This is a genomic window from Pseudohalocynthiibacter sp. F2068 (assembly GCF_023015645.1).
In the GTDB taxonomy this organism is placed as follows: Bacteria; Pseudomonadota; Alphaproteobacteria; order Rhodobacterales; family Rhodobacteraceae; genus Pseudohalocynthiibacter; species Pseudohalocynthiibacter aestuariivivens.
This window is the reverse complement of sequence record NZ_JALKAK010000017.1, coordinates 14,400-33,713: the sequence shown is the minus strand read 5'-3', so window position 1 is coordinate 33,713 and position 19,314 is coordinate 14,400. Positions and strand designations below refer to the sequence as shown.

At 52.6% G+C, this 19,314-nt stretch carries 20 protein-coding genes; 12 read left to right on the top strand and 8 right to left on the bottom strand.

What is annotated here, in order from left to right; genetic code table 11:
- Positions 1-13: 13 nt before the first annotated feature.
- Together MWU63_RS16920 and MWU63_RS16915 are read right to left on the bottom strand one after the other, a co-directional pair.
- The gene (locus MWU63_RS16920; protein ID WP_213888781.1) at positions 14-676 is read right to left on the bottom strand and encodes an SOS response-associated peptidase; all 663 of its coding nucleotides are present in this window, start codon (positions 674-676) and stop codon (positions 14-16) included.
- Positions 677-752: 76 nt separating this feature from the next.
- Positions 753-2,330: a bifunctional metallophosphatase/5'-nucleotidase gene (locus MWU63_RS16915; RefSeq protein ID WP_247078946.1), complete on the bottom strand. Its 1,578-nt coding sequence runs from the start codon at positions 2,328-2,330 to the stop codon at positions 753-755.
- A gap of 146 nt (positions 2,331-2,476) precedes the next feature.
- Here MWU63_RS16915 and MWU63_RS16910 point away from each other — a divergent pair, with 146 nt between their 5' ends.
- Genes MWU63_RS16910 through arsC form a run of 3 tightly spaced genes read left to right on the top strand, consistent with a single transcriptional unit; the run spans position 2,477 to position 4,208 of the window.
- The gene (locus MWU63_RS16910; protein ID WP_213889085.1) at positions 2,477-2,815 is read left to right on the top strand and encodes a DUF952 domain-containing protein; all 339 of its coding nucleotides are present in this window, start codon (positions 2,477-2,479) and stop codon (positions 2,813-2,815) included.
- Complete coding sequence (locus MWU63_RS16905; RefSeq protein WP_213888783.1) at positions 2,812-3,870, top strand: quinone-dependent dihydroorotate dehydrogenase; 1,059 nt, start codon at positions 2,812-2,814, stop codon at positions 3,868-3,870. The genes MWU63_RS16910 and MWU63_RS16905 overlap by 4 nt, the downstream gene beginning before the upstream one ends.
- Entirely contained in the window at positions 3,867-4,208 is a 342-nt protein-coding gene (gene arsC / locus MWU63_RS16900) for an arsenate reductase (glutaredoxin) (RefSeq protein ID WP_213888784.1), read from the top strand. The genes MWU63_RS16905 and arsC overlap by 4 nt, the downstream gene beginning before the upstream one ends.
- Here arsC and MWU63_RS16895 read toward each other — a convergent pair.
- The 3 genes from MWU63_RS16895 to MWU63_RS16885 are packed head-to-tail and all read right to left on the bottom strand — an operon-like array spanning position 4,205 to position 6,460.
- Positions 4,205-5,518 carry an MATE family efflux transporter gene (locus tag MWU63_RS16895; protein ID WP_213888785.1) on the bottom strand — a complete coding sequence of 438 codons (1,314 nt, stop codon included), beginning with the start codon at positions 5,516-5,518 and terminating at the stop codon, positions 4,205-4,207. The two genes, arsC and MWU63_RS16895, sit on opposite strands and share 4 nt — an antisense overlap.
- Positions 5,511-6,017 (bottom strand): PaaI family thioesterase, encoded by a 507-nt coding sequence (locus tag MWU63_RS16890; RefSeq protein ID WP_213888786.1) that lies wholly within the window; start codon positions 6,015-6,017, stop codon positions 5,511-5,513. The genes MWU63_RS16895 and MWU63_RS16890 overlap by 8 nt, the downstream gene beginning before the upstream one ends.
- Positions 6,014-6,460 (bottom strand): PaaI family thioesterase, encoded by a 447-nt coding sequence (locus MWU63_RS16885; protein ID WP_213888787.1) that lies wholly within the window; start codon positions 6,458-6,460, stop codon positions 6,014-6,016. Before MWU63_RS16885 ends, MWU63_RS16890 begins: the two co-directional genes overlap by 4 nt.
- A gap of 177 nt (positions 6,461-6,637) precedes the next feature.
- Here MWU63_RS16885 and MWU63_RS16880 point away from each other — a divergent pair, with 177 nt between their 5' ends.
- The 7 genes from MWU63_RS16880 to MWU63_RS16850 all read left to right on the top strand — a co-directional run bounded on the left by MWU63_RS16880 (position 6,638) and on the right by MWU63_RS16850 (position 13,770).
- Positions 6,638-7,018: a MerR family DNA-binding transcriptional regulator gene (locus MWU63_RS16880; RefSeq protein WP_213888788.1), complete on the top strand. Its 381-nt coding sequence runs from the start codon at positions 6,638-6,640 to the stop codon at positions 7,016-7,018.
- Positions 7,019-7,147: 129 nt separating this feature from the next.
- Positions 7,148-7,537, top strand: coding sequence for a MerR family DNA-binding transcriptional regulator (locus MWU63_RS16875; RefSeq protein WP_213888789.1), 390 nt, complete (start codon positions 7,148-7,150; stop codon positions 7,535-7,537).
- A gap of 19 nt (positions 7,538-7,556) precedes the next feature.
- Positions 7,557-9,335, top strand: coding sequence for an acyl-CoA dehydrogenase C-terminal domain-containing protein (locus tag MWU63_RS16870; protein ID WP_213888790.1), 1,779 nt, complete (start codon positions 7,557-7,559; stop codon positions 9,333-9,335).
- A gap of 61 nt (positions 9,336-9,396) precedes the next feature.
- A complete protein-coding gene (locus MWU63_RS16865) occupies positions 9,397-9,609 on the top strand; it encodes a hypothetical protein (protein ID WP_213888791.1) in 213 nt (70 codons plus the stop codon).
- 28 nt (positions 9,610-9,637) lie between these two features.
- Positions 9,638-10,270 carry a glutathione S-transferase family protein gene (locus MWU63_RS16860; protein ID WP_247078944.1) on the top strand — a complete coding sequence of 211 codons (633 nt, stop codon included), beginning with the start codon at positions 9,638-9,640 and terminating at the stop codon, positions 10,268-10,270.
- A 12-nt stretch (positions 10,271-10,282) separates the two neighbouring features.
- Complete coding sequence (locus MWU63_RS16855; protein WP_213888793.1) at positions 10,283-11,494, top strand: acetyl-CoA C-acetyltransferase; 1,212 nt, start codon at positions 10,283-10,285, stop codon at positions 11,492-11,494.
- A gap of 71 nt (positions 11,495-11,565) precedes the next feature.
- Positions 11,566-13,770: a 3-hydroxyacyl-CoA dehydrogenase NAD-binding domain-containing protein gene (locus tag MWU63_RS16850; protein ID WP_213888794.1), complete on the top strand. Its 2,205-nt coding sequence runs from the start codon at positions 11,566-11,568 to the stop codon at positions 13,768-13,770.
- Positions 13,771-13,803: 33 nt separating this feature from the next.
- On the opposite strand, the gene MWU63_RS16845 is transcribed toward MWU63_RS16850, so the two are convergent.
- Positions 13,804-14,451, bottom strand: coding sequence for a sulfotransferase family 2 domain-containing protein (locus tag MWU63_RS16845; protein WP_213888795.1), 648 nt, complete (start codon positions 14,449-14,451; stop codon positions 13,804-13,806).
- Positions 14,452-14,483: 32 nt separating this feature from the next.
- A complete protein-coding gene (locus MWU63_RS16840) occupies positions 14,484-15,383 on the bottom strand; it encodes a DMT family transporter (RefSeq protein ID WP_246531683.1) in 900 nt (299 codons plus the stop codon).
- Between the two features lie 195 nt (positions 15,384-15,578).
- On the opposite strand from MWU63_RS16840, the gene MWU63_RS16835 reads away from it, so the two are divergent.
- Both MWU63_RS16835 and MWU63_RS16830 read left to right on the top strand, forming a co-directional pair.
- Positions 15,579-17,207, top strand: a complete 1,629-nt coding sequence (locus MWU63_RS16835; protein ID WP_213888797.1) for a long-chain-fatty-acid--CoA ligase — start codon at positions 15,579-15,581, stop codon at positions 17,205-17,207.
- 77 nt (positions 17,208-17,284) lie between these two features.
- Positions 17,285-18,298, top strand: coding sequence for a hypothetical protein (locus tag MWU63_RS16830; protein WP_213888798.1), 1,014 nt, complete (start codon positions 17,285-17,287; stop codon positions 18,296-18,298).
- A gap of 39 nt (positions 18,299-18,337) precedes the next feature.
- Here MWU63_RS16830 and MWU63_RS16825 read toward each other — a convergent pair whose 3' ends face one another.
- Entirely contained in the window at positions 18,338-19,300 is a 963-nt protein-coding gene (locus MWU63_RS16825) for an SPOR domain-containing protein (RefSeq protein ID WP_213888799.1), read from the bottom strand.
- Positions 19,301-19,314: the final 14 nt, after the last annotated feature.

The following is a 19,314-nucleotide window of genomic DNA, read 5'->3' as shown; positions in this document are numbered from 1 at the left end:
GATGTGGCTTTGTTTATTTATACAGCGGTTCGATAAGCTCCGGCCCGCTTGACTGGTTGGAATTCACCAGCGTTGCAACCCGGTAAGCTTCAAAGACATCGTTTGACGCGGGTTGCATCAATTTCGCTGCACCCTTTCCGCTTTCTCCCAGCCACAAAGCCCATTGAGAAGGTTGCAACGTAACCGGCATTCGATGATGTATCTTTGACATCTCTTCGTTTGCTTCTGTGGTCACAATTGCGCAACTTGCGACGGGCGCTTCCCCCTTTTCCCAGGTTTGCCAAACACCAGCAAACACAACTGGTGAACCATCTTTTGAGTGTATGTACCAAGGCAGGCGCTTTCCATCTGCAGTCTTTGTCCATTCATAGAAACCTGTCGCCGGGATAAGACAGCGCCGTGAGCGGCACGCCTCGCGAAACGCTGGCTTTTCAGCAATTGTTTCTGCCCGCGCGTTGATCAGCAATGGCCCGTCATTCGGGCTTTTACACCAATATGGAATAAAGCCCCATCGCATCGAAACCAGCCTGCGCCCTTCGGCATTTGTGACGGCACTGATCTGCGTTGTTGGGCAGACGTTGAAATTTGGAACGTCAGGCAGATCATTCGAGGGAACGGCGTCAAAAATCTGCGCCATAGCATCGGTTGGCAGGGTATTGGCAAAACGTCCGCACATCGCATGACTTTAGCAGCCATATCGTCGGTAAAAAAGGCGCATGTTGTAGCAGGCGGCGTTCTCGTTTTCCCGCTGTTCAGCGCTTTGAAATACGACCATCGGTATAGGGACGGTATGGCCCCTGCGACGTAAGGTACTCGGCCGTAACATCTGCCAGATCTGGGCCATAGTCATAGGCGTTCATACCGTCGGTCGAGAATATTTTGTAGCCATCCCCGCCGCCTCGTACATAGTTGTTTGTGACGACTCCGTAAATTTTCGCCGGGTCCAGCGGAACCCAAGCGTCCCCCTCTGCAATCATCACCTCGACAACACGCCCCTCTCCAGTTGCTACCGAAGAATCCCAAATGAACTTCATCCCTGCAACCTGTGGAAAGCGCCCTGCCCCTTCTTCAACCTGACTTACTCCATTTTCAAGCGCCGCCAGGATACCCGCACCTGAAAGCTGAAATGTTGAAAGTGTGTTCTGGAATGGCAGCACCGTCAACACTTCACCCATTGTTACCTCGCCCGCGTCGATGGAGGCGCGAAGCCCGCCGGAATTTGCAATCGCGATCGAAACACCCTGATCTTTCACACGCGCCAACATTGCGTCGGCGACAAGGTTGCCCATCTCGCATTCCTGTGCACGGCAAACATCGCGGTCACCGTTTATTGGTGCTGCTGTTTCTGCGACGACACGCTGGCGAATTTCATCCAGAGGCTTCGCAAGCTCCGCAATTCTGTCGGTCGTTGCGTTATCTTCAGCAACCGAGCCATCCATAACAAGCGGCTCACCCACGGCTTCTGTAACTTCGCCGGCATCGTTAAAGGTAACATTTAGTTCACCCAAAAATTTCCCGTACGCATAGGCCTGAACAATTGCAGTGCTCCCAACCATTGTCGGATAAGGGCCTGTGGCGCGTTCGTTGGTATTGCTGAGCAACGTGTTGGAGTGGCCCCCAACAATCACGTCCACACCCGTGGTTTCCGCCGCAACCCGTTGATCAACGACATAACCCGAATGGGACAGCACAATGATTTTGTTAACACCCTCGTCTTCCAACCGGTCAACTTCTGACTGAACTGCGTCAACAGGGTCTGTGAACACTATGTTTGGACCGGGACTCGCCAGTTCATCTGTGTCCTGAGGGGTCAACCCGATCAGCCCTAGTTTTTCGCCACCGCGTTCTATAACGACTGATTTTTGCAAAGTTCCTGACAGTAAAGCTTCCCTCGAATAATCCGCGTTTGACATCAATATCGGGAAATCTATTGAGTCCATGAACCCACGCAGTACTTCGGGGCCATCATCAAACTCGTGGTTACCCACGGTCATCGCGTCGTAGCCCAGTTTATTCATCATTTCTGCGGCAAGGGCGCCCTTGTAATACGTGTAAAACAACGTGCCCTGAAACTGGTCACCACCGTCCACAAGGATCGCATTGTTACTTCGGGTCCGGGCCTCGGTAATCGCGGTAACAAGGCGTGCGGTCCCACCAAAGCATTCACCAGCTGCGTTATCTTCGGCGGAACAACCGGAGTCATATTTTGAAATAGGTTCAAACCGTGCGTGAAAATCATTGGTATGCAAAATGGTGAGCGAATAATCAGCGCTTGCCGTTCCAGCCATAAGCGTAAAAGCAAAAGATGCGGTCAGGAATCGATCTGTCATTTCATACCCCATTTTGTTGGACCTGATCAGATTGCCGACAACAAGCGCAGGAGTCAAAGTTTGAACGCATGTGGAGTCTTCAATTCCAATCACGTCCGGTGCTGCAATTGCTTGACCTATCGGCGGGCTTTCGGCATGTCAGCCACATGTTAATTTTTAAGATTTTTCGCGCGAGTGAATGGGATGAGTTCGAACGCGCTGGCCGGACTGCTGGTGCTCCGGTCGACCTTTCTGACGGCTACATCCATTTCTCCACGGGCACACAAGTCGTCGAAACAGCGGCAAAGCACTTCTCCAATACTGACGGCTTGATGCTGCTGGCATTTGAATCCGACGTCTTTGGCGACGATATGAAATGGGAACCGTCAAGGGGTGGGGCGTTGTTTCCGCACCTTTATCGCGCGTTGCAGTTATCCGAAATGCTTTGGGTAAAGCCACTGCCCTGCGATGGTAAAAGCCACATGTTTCCAGAAGGTGTACTATGAACCTAATTGAACGGATTGGGCTTGCGGCCTTGCATCGCTGTGATCCTGAAACCGCGCATTCCCTATCTATCAAAGCACTGCGGCTTGGCCTCGCACCGCTGCCCGGTGCTGTCACATCCTCGCGTCTTGCAACAACGCTTGCCGGTCTTAAATTGCCAAACCCAATTGGTCTTGCAGCAGGATATGACAAAAACGCCGAAGCGCTCGCGCCACTCAGCCGCGCAGGATTTGGGTTTATTGAAGTCGGGGCTGCAACACCCCATGCACAACCCGGCAACCCACGCCCACGGCTTTTTCGTCTGACCGAAGACCGGGCAGCTATCAACCGGTTTGGCTTTAATAATGAAGGGATGGAGGCCATCGGGCGACGCCTTGCCTTACGCCCCAAAAACAGCGTTGCCGGCATTAATCTGGGTGCAAACAAAGACAGCGAAGATCGCGCTGAAGATTTCGCCCGGGTTCTCGAACATTGTGGCCCATATGTAGATTTTGCGACCGTCAATGTTTCTTCGCCCAACACAGAAAAACTGCGGGACCTTCAAGGCTCTGAAGCGCTGGCCGGTCTTCTTGCCGGCGTTATGACAGCCCGAAAAGCCCTGCCCCGTTCCATCCCTATTTTTCTGAAAATCGCACCGGATCTTTCTGATAGTGAACTGTCAGAGATTGCCAAGGTTGCACTCGCCTCTGGTCTTGATGCAATCATCGCCACCAACACAACGCTATCTCGGGAAGGTTTGACAAGCGCAGCCAGTGTGGAGGCAGGCGGTCTTTCGGGTGCCCCACTGTTTGAAAAATCCACCCGCGTTTTGGCAAAGCTCTCTGAAATCACGGCTGGGAAACTGCCGCTTATTGGTGTCGGTGGCGTCTCGAGCCCAGAACAGGCTTATGCAAAAATCCGTGCTGGGGCGTCTGCCATACAGCTTTACACAGCGATGGTTTACAAAGGTCTGTCGCTTGGGGCTGATATTGCCCGCGGGCTTGATCAGCTTCTGGAACGAGATGGATTTGAAAATGTTGCTGACGCCGTCGGCACCGCAAAAGAGGATTGGTTATGATTGAAATATGGCATAATCCACGCTGTTCAAAATCGCGTCAAACGCTTGCACTGCTTGAGGAAAATGGCATTGAGCCGAAAGTACGGCTCTATCTCAACGACACGCCTTCAGCCGAAGAAATCCGGTCTGTGCTGACACTTTTAAGTGCAAAACCCGCAGATATCATGCGTACGAAAGATGCGCTATTCAAAGAACTTGAGCTGAAGGTTGATGCCTCTGACGCTATTCTGATCGATGCAATGACCAAACACGCGGCCCTGATTGAACGCCCTATTGTTATTGTGAACAACAAAGCCGCCATGGGTCGTCCGCCAGAATCTGTTCTGGATATTCTTTAGGCTGCTTCCTGTTCCAGCGCAGGGTAACGCAATGCAAGCGTGACACCACGCGCAACAAAACTGATCAAGAGTGATATCCACAGCCCGTGGTTTCCAAACGTCGGCAACAGAACCGCCAGTGAAATCAGGTAAACCACCGCGCTGATTGCCATCATGTTGCGCATATCCTTTGTACGCGTTGCACCAATAAAGATTCCGTCAAACATCCAGGCTGCTATGCCCAGCGCAGGTGCCGCGATCATGTATCCAAGATAGGTGCGCGCAGCTTCACGCACTTCTGGCGCGGTGGTCATTATGTCAATGATTTTCCCGCCATAAAGCATGAAAGCCAGCGTCAGCAACACAACCCAAATTGCGCTCCAGAAACTCGATATCAAGGCTGCACGTCGCAGGCGCAGCCGATTCCGCGCGCCAAGCGCCTGCCCGACCAGTGCTTCGGCAGCAAATGCAAAACCATCTAGCGCATAGGCGGTAATTTCAAGAAATTGCAATAAAATCTGATTTGCCGCCAGCTCAACATCGCCGAAATCCGATCCCAGAAACAGGAAAGAGACAAACATCGCCTGAAGAAGCAGCGAACGGATCAGAATATCAATGTTCACAAGCAGCATGCGTTTCAGCCGCCGGGTGTTGAACACATTGTCAAACCTTCGCCATGCGTCACCGGCAAAACCGTCGCGACACAGCCAAAGCCCGAGGCCCAGACCGCTCCATTCCGCAAGGAACGTTGCAAAGGCAACACCCTCCACCCCCCAATCGAGGCCCAAAACAAACCACAGATCAAGCACGATGTTGAGCAGGTTCATCCAAAGCTGAAGCACCAGAACGCCCCGCGTACGTTCCTGCGCAATCAACCACCCCGTAATACCATAAAGCGCAATTGCGGCCGGGGCGGAATAGACGCGGATGCGCATGTAACTTCGTGCCATGCCCTCGACCTCTGCCGAGGCGGGCGAGAGATGAAATGCTGCCCAGAACAACGGCAATTGCATCAGGATGACGCAGAAACCAGCGGCTCCACCAATCATCAGCGCGCGCGACAGCATTGCCTGAACTTCGTCTGAATCTCCCGAGCCCAAGGCTTGCCCGGTCAATCCAACCGTCCCCATCCGCAGAAAACCAAAAATCCAATACAGCGCAGTCAGGATGATCGCACCAATCCCAACGGCCCCGATAGGTGCCGCCAGTCCGATCTGTCCAACAACCCCTGTATCGACAGCACCCAATATCGGCACCGTTGCGTTTGACAGCACGATTGGAAGCGCGATGTTCAGCACCCGCCTGTGTGTCAGATGGACGGTTTCAGCCATTGCGGTTGGGCATCAGAAAATGCCCAGTTGCCTGCGCAAAAAGACGCGAACGGTTGTCTTGCCAGGCTTCGACATGCACGCTTGCATATCGACGGCCAGACCGGTTCACGCGCGCACGCGCATAAGCATCGCGTGGCAGGCCGCTGCGTAGGTAATCGACTGTAAAGTCAATCGTTTTAGGCAGGCGCGGATAGTTTCCTGCCACCATCTCTGCCGCGGAAACCTCGCCGCTTTCGATTTCATTCCAAAGCACTGACCAACTTAGCTCGATAATCGCAGTGACTTCCAGGAACGCTGCTGTCACTCCTCCATGAATCGCCGGAAGAAACGGGTTGCCTATGAGTTTCTGATCGAAAGGCAGTACCGCCGTAAGTTCATCCCCGCGGCGGTCAAAGCCAATACCAAGAAACCCGATGTAAGGAACACCGTCTGCCAACGCCTTCAACGCAGCATCACGGCGTTGTTTTACGATCTGAACGGGTTCGGGTTGCTTTGTCATTCTCGATCCCCCTGTTCTGGTTTCCCGGCTTCTATCGTGAAGGCACCTGTGGCGCTGGCAACCGGACGTTCTGTATCTTCGTCAAACGCAGTGGCGCGCACAAAGGCAACGCTCCTTGTTACGTGGTAACAATCTGCCCGTGCAGTTATGCGCTGCCCCGGGGTTGCAGGGCGCATATAGTCTATCCTGAGATCGATGGTTGCTGTTGCAGCGGGTGAAGACGGGTGGCTCATCACTGCGGCGCCGCAGCAGGTATCCATTAATGCCGATACAGCACCGCCATGTATGACGCCTGTTGCCGGATCTCCTACAAAGCGGATGTCATATTCCATCGCGATTTCAGCAATCCCATTACCGATCCCGGTGACGACCATCCCTAACGCGCGTGAATGCGGTATCGCTTCTATGAACTGCCGGGCAAGTTTTGCGTTAATCTCTGACATATGCAGATACCTTTTCGTGATCTACACGAGTTATTAGGTGTCACGCTCAGCCCCGCAACCCCTAACTGTCCGCTTTAAGCATCGCGCCACCCAATGCACCAGAATTCCACAATAGGCATGATTGATCTCTGAACTCTAAGCTCGTAAGTTTCAACCGAAGAGAGAGAAGTAGATAAAATGGCTGACGCCAGCGAAAACGCTGAACTGACCTTTAAAGAGATGTGTGCACGTTTTGACGTAACGCCACGCACATTACGATATTATGAATATATCGAACTTCTTCAGCCTAGAAAGGTGGAGCGCAGCCGGTTCTACTCTGCAAGGGAATGCGCAAGGATGGTGCTGATCCTGCGTGGCCGCCGCTTTGGCTTTAGCCTTGAAGAAATTCGCCAGTGGCTTTTGATTTACGAAAAAGATGGAACACAGGCGCAGCTTAATGCCTGGGTTGAACTTGCCGACCGCCAGCTAGAAGCCTTACACCAACAAAAAAATGAACTGGCGGACACCATTTCCGATCTTCAGAAATTGCGTGACGAAACCGAGAGTTCGCTGACCTGAATTGCTTGTTAAGCGTGACGTTCCGTTACAACCAAAAGTGACGTGACGTTACATTTACGTTAACGTCAATCAGGCTGTTATCCTGTAAAATAAGTTGATCGCGCGACTCGGCTTGTAAAGGAAATCGCAATGTTGAACGAGGAAATGACAATTCGTCAGATGTGCGAAGCGTTTGATGTTACGCCTCGTACGCTTCGGTTTTACGAGGCAAAAGAACTATTGTCCCCAATTCGACAGGGACAAAAGCGCCTTTATACCAAACGGGACAGAGCGCGTCTCAAGCTGATCCTGCGTGGTAAGCGCTTTGGTTTCAGTCTGGAAGAAATCCGTCAGCTTTTGGATCTCTACAGCATGGAAGACCAGAATTTAATGCAATTGCGCAGTGTTTACCAGGCCGCTCAGGACCGTCTGAACGATATGATTGGCCAGCGAACAGAACTGGATGAGGCAATTCATGACCTTCAAGACCAGTTGAAATGGGGCGAGCAGGTGCTCGCTTCTATGACGAAACCAGAATAGACGAGCAAGGAATTACAGGATGCCGAGCTACACCGCCCCCACAAAAGATATGCAGTTTTTACTACATGACCTACTGAATGTTTCTGGGTCCGCTGTCCCGGGATACGGCGAGCTTGAGGCTGTTTTCACCAATGCCGTGCTTGAAGAAGCCGGAAAAATTGCCTCGGATGTTCTTGCCCCTCTGAACGCTGTCGGTGATCAGGAAGGTTGTCGTCTCGAAAATGGTGTTGTCTACACACCAAAAGGATTCAAGGACGCCTTTCAGCAAATGAAAGACGGTGGCTGGACAGCCTTGGATTGTGACCCTGAGTACGGCGGGCAAGGTATGCCCTACATTCTGGGAACTGCTGTTGGCGAAATCTTTGTGTCTGCAAACATGGCCTTCAACATGTATCAGGGGCTGACTCATGGGGCCTACTCCGCGATCCACGCCCATGGGACTGACGCTCAGAAATCAACTTACCTGCCAAAAATGGTGTCCTGCGAATGGACCGGTACCATGAACCTGACGGAGCCACATTGCGGCACAGACCTTGGCTTGATGCGCACAAAGGCAGAGCCACAGGGCGACCGCACTTACAAGATTTCCGGCCAGAAAATATTCATCTCGGCCGGTGATCACGACCTGTCCGACAACATCATCCATCTGGTCCTGGCAAAAATTGCTGGCGGTCCGGAAGGCATCAAAGGAGTTTCGCTTTTTATCGTGCCTAAGTTCCTTGTGAATGAAGATGGCAGCCTTGGTGCGCGCAACGGTGTTTCGGTCGGTAATATAGAGCGCAAAATGGGCATCCATGGCAATTCGACCTGCGTGATGAACTACGACGAGGCGACGGGCTACCTGCTGGGCGAAGAGCACAAAGGTATGCGCGCCATGTTCACAATGATGAACGAAGCGCGGCTTGGTGTCGGCTTGCAGGGCTACGCTCAAGCGGAAGCGGCTTATCAAAACGCTCTTGAATATGCCAAAGACCGCCTGCAGGGACGCGATGTAACCGGTTCAAAAAATCCGGATGGCCCGGCTGATCCGCTGATTGTTCATCCTGACATCCGCCGCAATCTGATGGATCAGAAATCATTTGTAGAAGGCGCACGCGCATTTGTGTTGTGGGGTGCAAGTCTGATTGATCTGGGCCACAAGCTTGACGACAAAGCTGCTGAAGGTCTTGTCAGCCTGATGACCCCTGTCATCAAGGGATTTCTGACGGACAAAGGGTTTGAGATGGCCGTACAGGCCCAGCAAGTCTTTGGGGGGCATGGTTACATCGAAGAACACGGCATGAGCCAATTTGCCCGCGACGCGCGCATCACCCAGATTTACGAAGGTGCAAACGGTGTCCAAGCGCTTGATCTTGTTGGTCGAAAACTTTCACAAGACGGTGGCAAACATGTTATGGCCTTCTTTGACATGATTAAAAGCTTCATCAAAGAAAACGAAAACAATGAGGCTTTGAAAAAGGACTTTCTTGATCCGCTGAAAACCGCATCAAAAGATTTGCAGGCGGCAGGAATGTTCTTCATGCAAAACGGCATGAAAAACCCGAATGAAGCGCTCGCCGGATCCTATGACTTCATGCATCTCTTTGGTCATACGTGCCTTGGTTTCATGTGGGCGCGAATGAGCAAGGCCGCGATGGAGGCCCTTGAAGGCGGCGCTGAAGACGCCAATTTCTATGAGACGAAAATAAAAACTGGGCGCTACTACATGGCGCGCGCTTTGCCAGCCACGGGGATGCATCTGGCGCGCATTCAATCGGGTGCCGAAACCGTTATGGCGCTTGACGCTGACGCCTTCTAAGATTGGGGTAGAGGCCTGTGTGTTCCACGCATGGGTCGGGCCATCCCTAAAGGAGAATGAGATGCCAAAACGCCTGCGCCTGACCCGCCGATTTCCTGTTGCGATGACTGAAGATGGCTATCGCCGCCTGAAACGATTTGCCCGTGAGGCTGGGCTGGATGAAGGCGAGGCTCTCTCGTTCCTCTTTGAAAATTTCGACAGTGTGATGGACGCTGACAACCTAACGCACCGCTTGCGTCTGTTTAACTCTGAACTCGAAGCGCGAAAACGCTGATCCAAAATACGCTCGGAAGGAGCAAAAGATGATAAAACTCTACTGTTTTGGTGAAAGCGGTAATGCCTATAAGGCAGCGCTGACCTTGGAGCTCTCGGGATTGGAATGGGAGTCGGTTTATGTCGATTTCTTTAACGGCGAAGCTCGCACCCCCGAATTTCGCGAACTCAATGATATGGGTGAAGTCCCGGTCATGGTTGACGGTGATCTGACACTCTCGCAATCTGGCATGATACAGGATTACGTCAGTTCAAAATCCGGCAAACTGGGTGGCCGTTCTGCCAATCAACGTCGTGAAATCCTGCGTTGGGTTTTGTGGGACAATCACAAGCTGTCTTCGCAAGCGGGCACAACCCGGTTTTTGATGAATTTCTTACCGGAAGAAAAACGCCCGGTTGAAGCAATCGCCTTTCTTCAAGCCCGCCTGAAAGCCGCCTATGCCACGTTGAACGCGGCACTAGAGGGGCGCAGCTGGCTGGTCGGCGACAGTGTTACAATCGCTGACCTCGCGTGCTGTGGTTATCTCTTTTACCCAGAACCCTTCGGCTTTGACCGCGCCGATTGGCCAAATATTGACGCCTGGCTTGACCGCATCGCGGCCCTGCCCGGCTGGAAACACCCCTATGACCTGATGCCCGGTTCCCCTGCGGATCGCGCTTAAGAAAGGAAGACTATGTCTGAAGCCTACATCTATGACGCTGTGCGTTCCCCTCGCGGCAAGGGCCGCAAAGATGGCAGCCTGCACGAGGTAACTTCTGTAAGCCTCTCTGCCCAAATTCTGAACGCAATCAAGGACCGCAATAACCTTGATACAACGTCTATCGAAGACGTGATCTGGGGCAATGTTACCCAAGTGGGCGAACAGGGCGGCTGTTTGGCGCGTTCTGCGGTTCTGGCGTCAGACTTTGACGAACAGGTTCCAGGCCTTGCGATCAACCGCTTCTGCGCATCAGGTATGGAAGCTGTGAACTTGGCCGCAAACCAGATCAAAGGTGGCGCAGGCCAAGCCTATGTCGCGGGTGGGGTCGAAATGATGGGCCGGGTGCCAATGGGCAGTGACGGTGCAGCTATTGCTGTCGACCCATCGCTCGCGATGAAGACCTACTTTGTGCCTCAGGGCATATCAGCCGATATTATCGCGACCGAATACGGGTTTTCGCGCGATGACGCTGACGCCCTTGCAGTTCAATCCCAAAATCGCGCTGACGTGGCATGGAAAGATCATCGATTTGACAAGTCTATTGTCACCATCAAGGACCAGAATGGCCTCAAGATTCTGGATCACGATGAATACATGCGTCCCGGTACAGACATGCAGACGCTCGGTGCCCTTAACCCAGCCTTTCAGGCAATGGGCGAGGTGATGCCCGGTTTTGATAAAGTCGCGCTGCTGAAGTACCCCCATCTAGAAAAGATCAAACATATTCACCACGCTGGTAATTCGTCTGGTATCGTCGATGGCTCGGCCGCTGTTCTGATCGGCAGCAAGGAGTTTGGCGAAGCGCACGGCCTGAAACCCCGCGCCCGCATTCGCGCGACGGCAAAGATCGGGACTGACCCAACCATCATGCTGACCGGCCCGGTGCCGGTGACAGAAAAGATTTTGCGCGATCATGGGATGGCGATCTCTGACATTGACCTGTTTGAGGTGAACGAGGCTTTCGCCTCTGTCGTACTGCGCTTTATGCAGGCGTTCGATGTGGATCAAAGCAAGGTCAACGTAAACGGCGGCGCCATCGCCATGGGCCATCCACTCGGTGCGACAGGCGCAATTATCATCGGCACTTTGCTGGATGAAATGGAGCGGTCTGACAAAGAAATCGGCCTTGCGACCCTTTGTATCGCGTCCGGCATGGGTGCAGCCACAATCATCGAGCGCGTGTAGCAAACGTTTCGCATTTTCACGCGCGATTTCGCGCAAACAAGAATGACGACCCCACTAAGGGAGACGAAAAGATGACCGATTTTACTTATTCCGTTGACGCAGACGGTGTTGCCACCATTACGTGGGACACGGTTGGCAAATCCATGAACGTGATGAACCAGCAGGGTTTTCTAGACCTTGAAGTGCATATTGATACGGCTTTGGCTGATGATGCTGTTAAAGGCGTGATCATCACATCTGGTAAAGAAGGCAGCTTTGCAGGTGGAATGGACCTCAACATCATCGCCAAGATGAAAGAGAGCGAAGGTGACAACCCAGCGAAGGGCCTGTTTGAAGGTGTAATGGGAATGCACGCAATCCTGCGTAAGATCGAACGCGCCGGCATGGACCCCAAAACCCTGAAAGGTGGCAAACCAATTGTCGCTGCCCTGCCCGGCACAGCGCTTGGTATTGGTCTTGAAATTCCACTGGCCTGTCACCGAATTATTGCGGCGGACAATCAGAAAGCAAAGATCGGCCTGCCCGAGATTATGGTTGGTATTTTCCCGGGTGCTGGTGGCACGATGCGTCTTACACGCAAACTTGGCGCGATGGGGGCCTCGCCTCTTTTGCTTGAAGGTAAGCTGAATGACCCGATGAAAGCCAAGGCTGCTGGCGTTGTGGACGAGGTCGTCCCTGCCGACCAATTGCTTGAACGGGCGAAGGAATGGGTTCTGAACGCCAAAGATGCGGACATCGTGAAACCCTGGGACGCGAAGGGATACAAAATGCCCGGTGGCGCGCCCTATCACCCTGCTGGTTTCATGACCTTTGTTGGTGCATCGGCCATGGTACACGGTAAAACGATGGGTGTTTACCCTGCGGCAAAATCCCTGCTTTCTGCGGTATACGAAGGGTCGATGGTGCCATTTGATACAGCGCTCAAGATTGAGGCCCGCTGGTTCACAAATGTGCTTATGAACCCAAGTTCAAGCGCGATGATCCGAAGCCTTTTCATCAACAAAGAGGCGCTTGAAAAGGGCGCGAACCGCCCTGCTGTTGCTGACGAAAAAGTCAGCAAAGTCGGCGTGATTGGCGCGGGTATGATGGGCGCAGGCATCGCGCTTGTCTCGGCACTTGCCGGGATCAAAGTTGTTCTGATTGACGCTAAACAAGAGGCAGCGGACAAAGGTAAAGCCTACACGACTGCCTATATGGACAAGGGTATTGCCCGTAAAAAGGCAACCGAAGAAAAGAAAGAAGTCGTCCTTTCGCTGATCAACGCGACAACCGATTATAGCGCCCTAAAGGGCTGTGATCTGATCGTCGAGGCAGTGTTCGAGGATATCGGCGTTAAAGCAGAAGTTACTAAAAAGATTGAGGAAATCGTTGGAGAAGACACAATTTTTGCCACGAACACATCAACATTGCCGATCACAGATCTGGCCAAAGCGTCAAAACGCCCTGAACAATTTATCGGCATCCATTTCTTCAGCCCCGTCGACAAGATGTTGCTGGTGGAAATCATCAAAGGCAAAGCAACAGGCGACCGCGCAGTTGCCAAGGCGCTCGACTTTGTTCGGCAAATTCGCAAGACCCCCATCGTGGTCAACGATGCGCGGTTCTTCTACGCCAACCGCTGCATCATTCCTTACATCAACGAAGGTATTCGTCTGGTGACGGAAGGCGTTGCACCGGCATTGATTGAAAATGCGGCCAAAATGGTTGGGATGCCGCTTGGACCGCTTCAGCTTACCGACGAAACATCGATCGATCTGGGCGTGAAAATTGCTAAAGCAACCAAAGCAGCGATGGGTGCAGATTATCCAAATGACACCGTAGACGAAGTGCTTTTCTGGATGGCGGACGCGGGCCGGTTGGGGCGCAAGGCTAATGCAGGCTTTTTTGCCTATGACGACAAGGGCAAACGCACCGGTCTGTGGGAAGGTCTTGGTGAAAAATATTCGCTGTCAGACACGCAGCCAGACCTGACAGAAGTCCAGCACCGCCTGCTGTTCGCACAGGTGCTTGAGGCTGTTCGGGCGCTGGAAGAAGGCGTTCTGATGGACATTCGTGAAGGTGACGTTGGCGCGATCCTAGGTTGGGGGTTTGCCCCGTGGTCCGGCGGGCCATTCAGCTGGCTCGACATGATCGGAGCACCCCGCGCGGTAGAGATTTGCGAGTCACTCACAGCCTCTCACGGCGAAAGGTTCACGGCTCCCAAACTTTTGCACGACATGGCTGCAAAGAATGAAAGCTTTTATGAGCGTTTTGGCGCAAATCAAAAAGCAGCCTGAGAATGAATAGGGCCGGAGGTTTCTTCGGCCCTTTCAAAACGCGTATCCAAACCGCCTGATATCTTCACTGCAAAGAGTTTGAACCAACTCTGCGTCTTGGTCAGAGTATACTGTTCGATAGTCTTGTTCCCTTTTAGATGCGTTGGTTTGGGGAAAAGGGCGCATCGCAAAGCCAAGGTGGCTTTCCAAGGGATTCAAGTCCTGCTCAAGGTGCTCCAACCGCACGAACAACGCACATCGTTCTACCCCATTCGCGTCCCGTACGTAGGAGCCGTAAGGCTCGCGCCTGATGCTGGATTTCGTTTCGGCGTGGTTTAAGAAATTCGAAAAATTATGGACTTTTGCCAGTGTAACCGCCGGGTGCTTGAAAGTCTGAACCCTTAGCCAGCGATAATAGCTGACCAATCTGTCCCAGGGGTTACGCACCATCGTAAAGATATAGAAATTTTCAACATCTTCCTGCGTTACCAGCCCGTAGATGCCTGCCAGCCGAGAGTGTTTCCAAAGTCGCCCTGAAGTAGGCACCCCTTTTACCCGATGACGCCGCTTTACCGCCTTTGGCGTATCCCCCAGCATGATGTCATCTTTCATCGCGCGCGTCTCAAGTGCCAGCGCCATAGAGGTGCCACCGGTCTTGGGGATATGGATAAATATATAGCGTCTACCGCGCGAAATAATCATGAATGAGTGCTAGCGAAATAAAAGAACAAAAGCTAGCGCGCGCGCAGCGCAATCACGGCACCCGAGATAATGATCATCGCAATTCCAACAAGACCCAATGTATCAAGAGTTTGCCCCCAAAGCAGCCAGCCCCATATTGCTGCGAAAATGAGCAGCGAATACTCAAATATCGCAACATAAGATGTCTCGCCTTTCTGATACCCCCAAGTGATTAGCCCAACGGCAAAAATTGACCCGATAGCCTGCACAAAGGTCCAGAACAGAAATCTGGGTGTTATTTCATCCCAGCCTCGTGTGACAAATGCCGCAGTTTCCGGCGCGTCGGCAACCGGGAAAAACGAAACAGCGACAAGCCCCAAAACGCCCCAAATGCCTAGAACAAGGAAGAAGCCCGCCAACAGTGTTAATGTGTTTTCCTGTGCGCATTTCTGCCGCGTGACCATCATACCCAGTGCGTATAGAGCACCCGCAGCAACCGGTATAAGTGTCGTGAAAGACCCTGTCGTCAGATCAGGGCGCAAAACCAAAAGAACACCGGAAAAGCCGATGGCCATCGCAACTATATGCCAAAAACCAATACGCATTTTCAGAAACAGAACCGAAAAAACCAGAACAAAAATCGGCGCCGTAAAGACGCCTGCTGCCGCCTGACTGACCGACAAAAACCCAAGACACCCAAAATAAATCAATAGCCCGGTTCCCGTCAGAAAACTGCGGACAGCAACCGGGCCTATTCGTTCGGGGCAGAGTGATTGCCTTTGAAACATTGCCAATATCCACAAGGCGGGTAGCGCCATCGACGTGCGGAGGGCATGGAACTGCCACAACCCTGCATCTTCCGCGATGACGGTTACATAATTGTCGATAATGCCGAGAACAGCCATAGCGACCAGAACTGCACCTGCCGCTTTCAATGTCTGTTGCTGTTCCATACTCACCCTTAAAAGATATCGTATAGAAACAGCTAACGAGGTCAGATTGCCCCGGCAACGCATTTTCAAACAGCAGCAAGAAAACTATTGGCAGAACCTCAATTGTCTGACATTTAAAGATTCGCGTTGTTACCCATTGCAAATTGCTGGAACGAGCGCATTACTAAGGCGAAAGCTAACTTGAGGGGGGAGACCATGGGTTGGATGCAAGACGAAAGTGGGCTGGGTAAGTGTGCGGCAAACTATGTGCCGCTGACACCGTTGTCACATCTCAGGCGCGCTGCGAAAGTCTTCTCTGACCGCGAGGCTGTCGTCTACGGTAACCGCCGCTTTAGCTATCGCGAATATTATGAGCGCGCGACACGGCTCGCCTCTGCTCTGCAAAAGCTGGGTGTAAAGCCCGGTGATGTGGTTGCCACACTGATCCCGAATTTACCTGCACAGGCCGAAGCTCATTTTGGCGTACCTGCTTGTGGGGCCATTCTTAACACGATCAACACCCGACTTGAGGTTGATACGGTTTCCTACATTTTCGATCATGGCGGCGCACGGGTTGTGCTGGTGGATCCTCAGTTCTTGTCGCTCGCCGTCTCGGCATGCGAAGCAATGGAAGGCCCGGCTCCTACAATCATCGAAATCGCAGATGAGCAAGCGGGCTTACCTGCTTCGGGCACCTACACAGAGTACGAAGATCTTCTTGCTTCCGGGGACCCGGACTTTGAATGGATCATGCCAGAGGATGAATGGGAAAGCCTTGCACTGAATTATACGTCTGGCACTACAGGGCGACCTAAAGGTGTCGTCTACCATCATCGTGGTGCTTACCTTATGACAATGGGTACCGTGATCAGTTGGAAAATGGTACTTTATCCCAGATACTTAACCATTGTACCCCTGTTTCATTGCAATGGCTGGAACCACACCTGGATGATGCCATTGGTGGGCGGCACTTTGGTCTGTTGCCGCGACGTATCAGCCAAGGCAATTTATGACGCTATAGCTGATGAAGGGGTCACGCATTTCGGCGGTGCCCCAATCGTACTGAATATGTTGGTCAATGCTAAAAACGATGAACGGCGCAGCTTTGATCACCTTGTGAATGTCTTTACAGCAGGTGCTCCTCCGGCCGCCGCCACGCTTTCAAAAATAGAACAACTCGGCTTTAGCGTTGTGCATGTCTACGGGCTGACAGAAACCTATGGCCACATAACAGAATGCCTTTGGAACCATGATTCCTGGGATAATCTTGATCAGGCAGAACAAGCAGCAATCAAGGCACGCCAGGGTGTCGCGATGCCGATGATGGAAGATATCACCGTGCTTGACCCGGAAACTGGACAAGTACCGATGGACGGCAAAACACAGGGAGAAATCGCTGTTCGCGGCAATTCAGTTATGAAGGGTTACCTGAAAAATCCCGAAGCTACAGAAGACTCCTTTACCGGCGGGTATTTCCGGTCCGGTGATATTGCGGTTCAACACCCGGACGGTTTTTTACAAATTGCTGATCGCGCCAAGGATATTATTATTTCTGGGGGTGAAAACATTTCGTCCGTCGAAGTTGAAGGCGCATTGATGCACCACCCCGCAGTTCTGCTTTGTGCAGTTGTCGCGAAACCCGACGAGAAATGGGGGGAAGTCCCCTGCGCCTTTATCGAATTGAAAGAAGGCACAGATGCAGATGAGGCAGAGATTATCGCATTCGCCCGGGAACGGCTCGCAGGGTTTAAAACCCCGAAGAAAGTGATTTTCAAAGAATTGCCCAAAACTTCTACTGGGAAGATTCAGAAATTTGAACTCAGGAACTCTGCTAAATCGCTCTGATCATTGTGAAACCGCGCACTCTGGAGTAGTCTGTTTCCTAGTAATCAAGCAGCAACAGGCAGGGCCCGTCCGGCATCATGACGGCGCTATCGAAATATGATCGATTGGAAAGCACTGGGCTTTGGCGCGCATCGCCAGAGCACCAAAAACGCGAGGTCGTCGTCTCTTTCGGGGATGCAACATTGGTGCTGTCGGACCAGAATGAAACAGCGCTTGCACATTGGTCGCTGCCCGCCGTTTCACGGCTAAATCCCGGAAAACGGCCTGCAATGTTCTCTCCGGATCCAGAAGCTATTGAAATTCTGGAACTGGACGACGAAACAATGATCCAGGCGATCGAAAAAATTCGCCGCGCGTTGTCACGAAACACGCCGCACCCGGGCCGGCTGCGACTGATCGCGTTGGGTGTCAGCATTGCGACCGTGTCGGCATTGGCGTTTTTATGGTTACCCGGTGCTTTGGTACGTCAAGCGGCAGCTGTTGTGCCTGACGTAAAACGTGCCGAAATTGGCCAACGCCTTCGGACGAATATTCGCCGACTGACTGGGGACACCTGTAGCTCTGAACTTGGCGATCAAGCGCTAAACAGACTGCGTGCGCGCCTGTTGCCAGAAGGTCGGAAGCTTGTCGTCGTCCGGTCTGGCGTTTCAGTGTCAGAACATCTGCCCGGTGGCTACATCCTGATGAACCGTGCGCTCGTGGAGGATCACGAAGATCCTGAGGTTGTTGCGGGCTACATACTGGCAGAAGCGCTTCGCAGCCAATTGGAAGATCCTTTGGAACGGCTGCTGAAAGCGACAGGCCCTATAACAAGCTTTCGCTTGTTAACGACCGGAAGCATTCCAAATGAAACTCTGGCAAACTACGCGGAAACATTTTTGACGATCCCGAAATCGAAGTTGCCGGATGAAGCCTTGCTTGCATTGTTTGAAGCGGCCGAACTTCGATCATCACCATATGCTTATGCAGTTGATGTATCGGGGGAAACCACGATTGGGCTGATTGAAGCAGACCCATTTCGCAGCAACACATCGCGACCAGTCCTGAGCGATGGAGACTGGATAAGTTTGCAGAACATCTGCGAAGAATAGGACTGTCGCCGAACGTGAACTAAGCAGAAATTCAGAAACCTAACGTCTTGGAAACGCGTTTTTGAAACCAATTGATTGCGCGCGCTGCAATGCTGCGTTTAAGGCAGATCTTTCCTGAAAAGGTCCTGCAAGAACCACGCGTAACGTCTGGCCATCGCGCTGCGTTCTGCCAATCCGCGCGGGCAACCCTGAACTTTGCAAACGTGAGGCAGCGCTCTGAGCATCTTGTGCGGTCACAAAACGGCCAACTTGTACGTATCGATATGCCCGCCCCTCGGTGCTTTGCGTTGTTGTCGACGCGGGTTGTGTTTGCACTCTGCGGGTCGACGCATGCAAAACCGATGCATCTGCTGTCACGATGTTCGAAGCTCTGCGTGTAACGACAGTTTGCCCGGTTGTCGATGTCGGGTTAACAAGCCTTCGCGGAACAGTGTTTGTCCAAACCCGCTCCATCTGCGCTTGCCCCAACTCTGTTCCAACCCCTCTGAGTGGGTTCAGACGGTCATCTTCCCAAACCGCCTGATACCCTCGAGGAATACTGATACTCCGAGGCACCTGATTTACCGCCGCGTTGGCTTGGACCGATGTTGGCGTTGCTTCCCGAACCGGAACGACCTGAACAACTTGGCGTTGTCGCACAGCCTGTACGCGTCTGGTCGGTGTCGCCGTAGCAACAGGTGTGGATGTTGTCGTCTGCGCTCTTGTCTCTACTGATCTTGCAGGGGTGGTCGCTTGCGCGGCAGGCGTACGCCGCGCCAATGTTGGGGTTTGGCCGCAAATAACTTGTCTGCCACGCGTTACACGCGGCACCCAGTTAACGCCGTCCCCAACCCCGGCGCGCACGAAAACACAACCTTTGCTATCTACATACTGCCGACCTTGGTAGCTGGCAGGCGGGTACTCCGCCGGCCCATTTGAATCACGTAAAGACTGTGCTTCAGCACTTACGCCAAAAAAGGTCGAAAAAACGACCGCTACAAAGAGAACAAAATATGCCTGCATGTGTGCCCCACAAG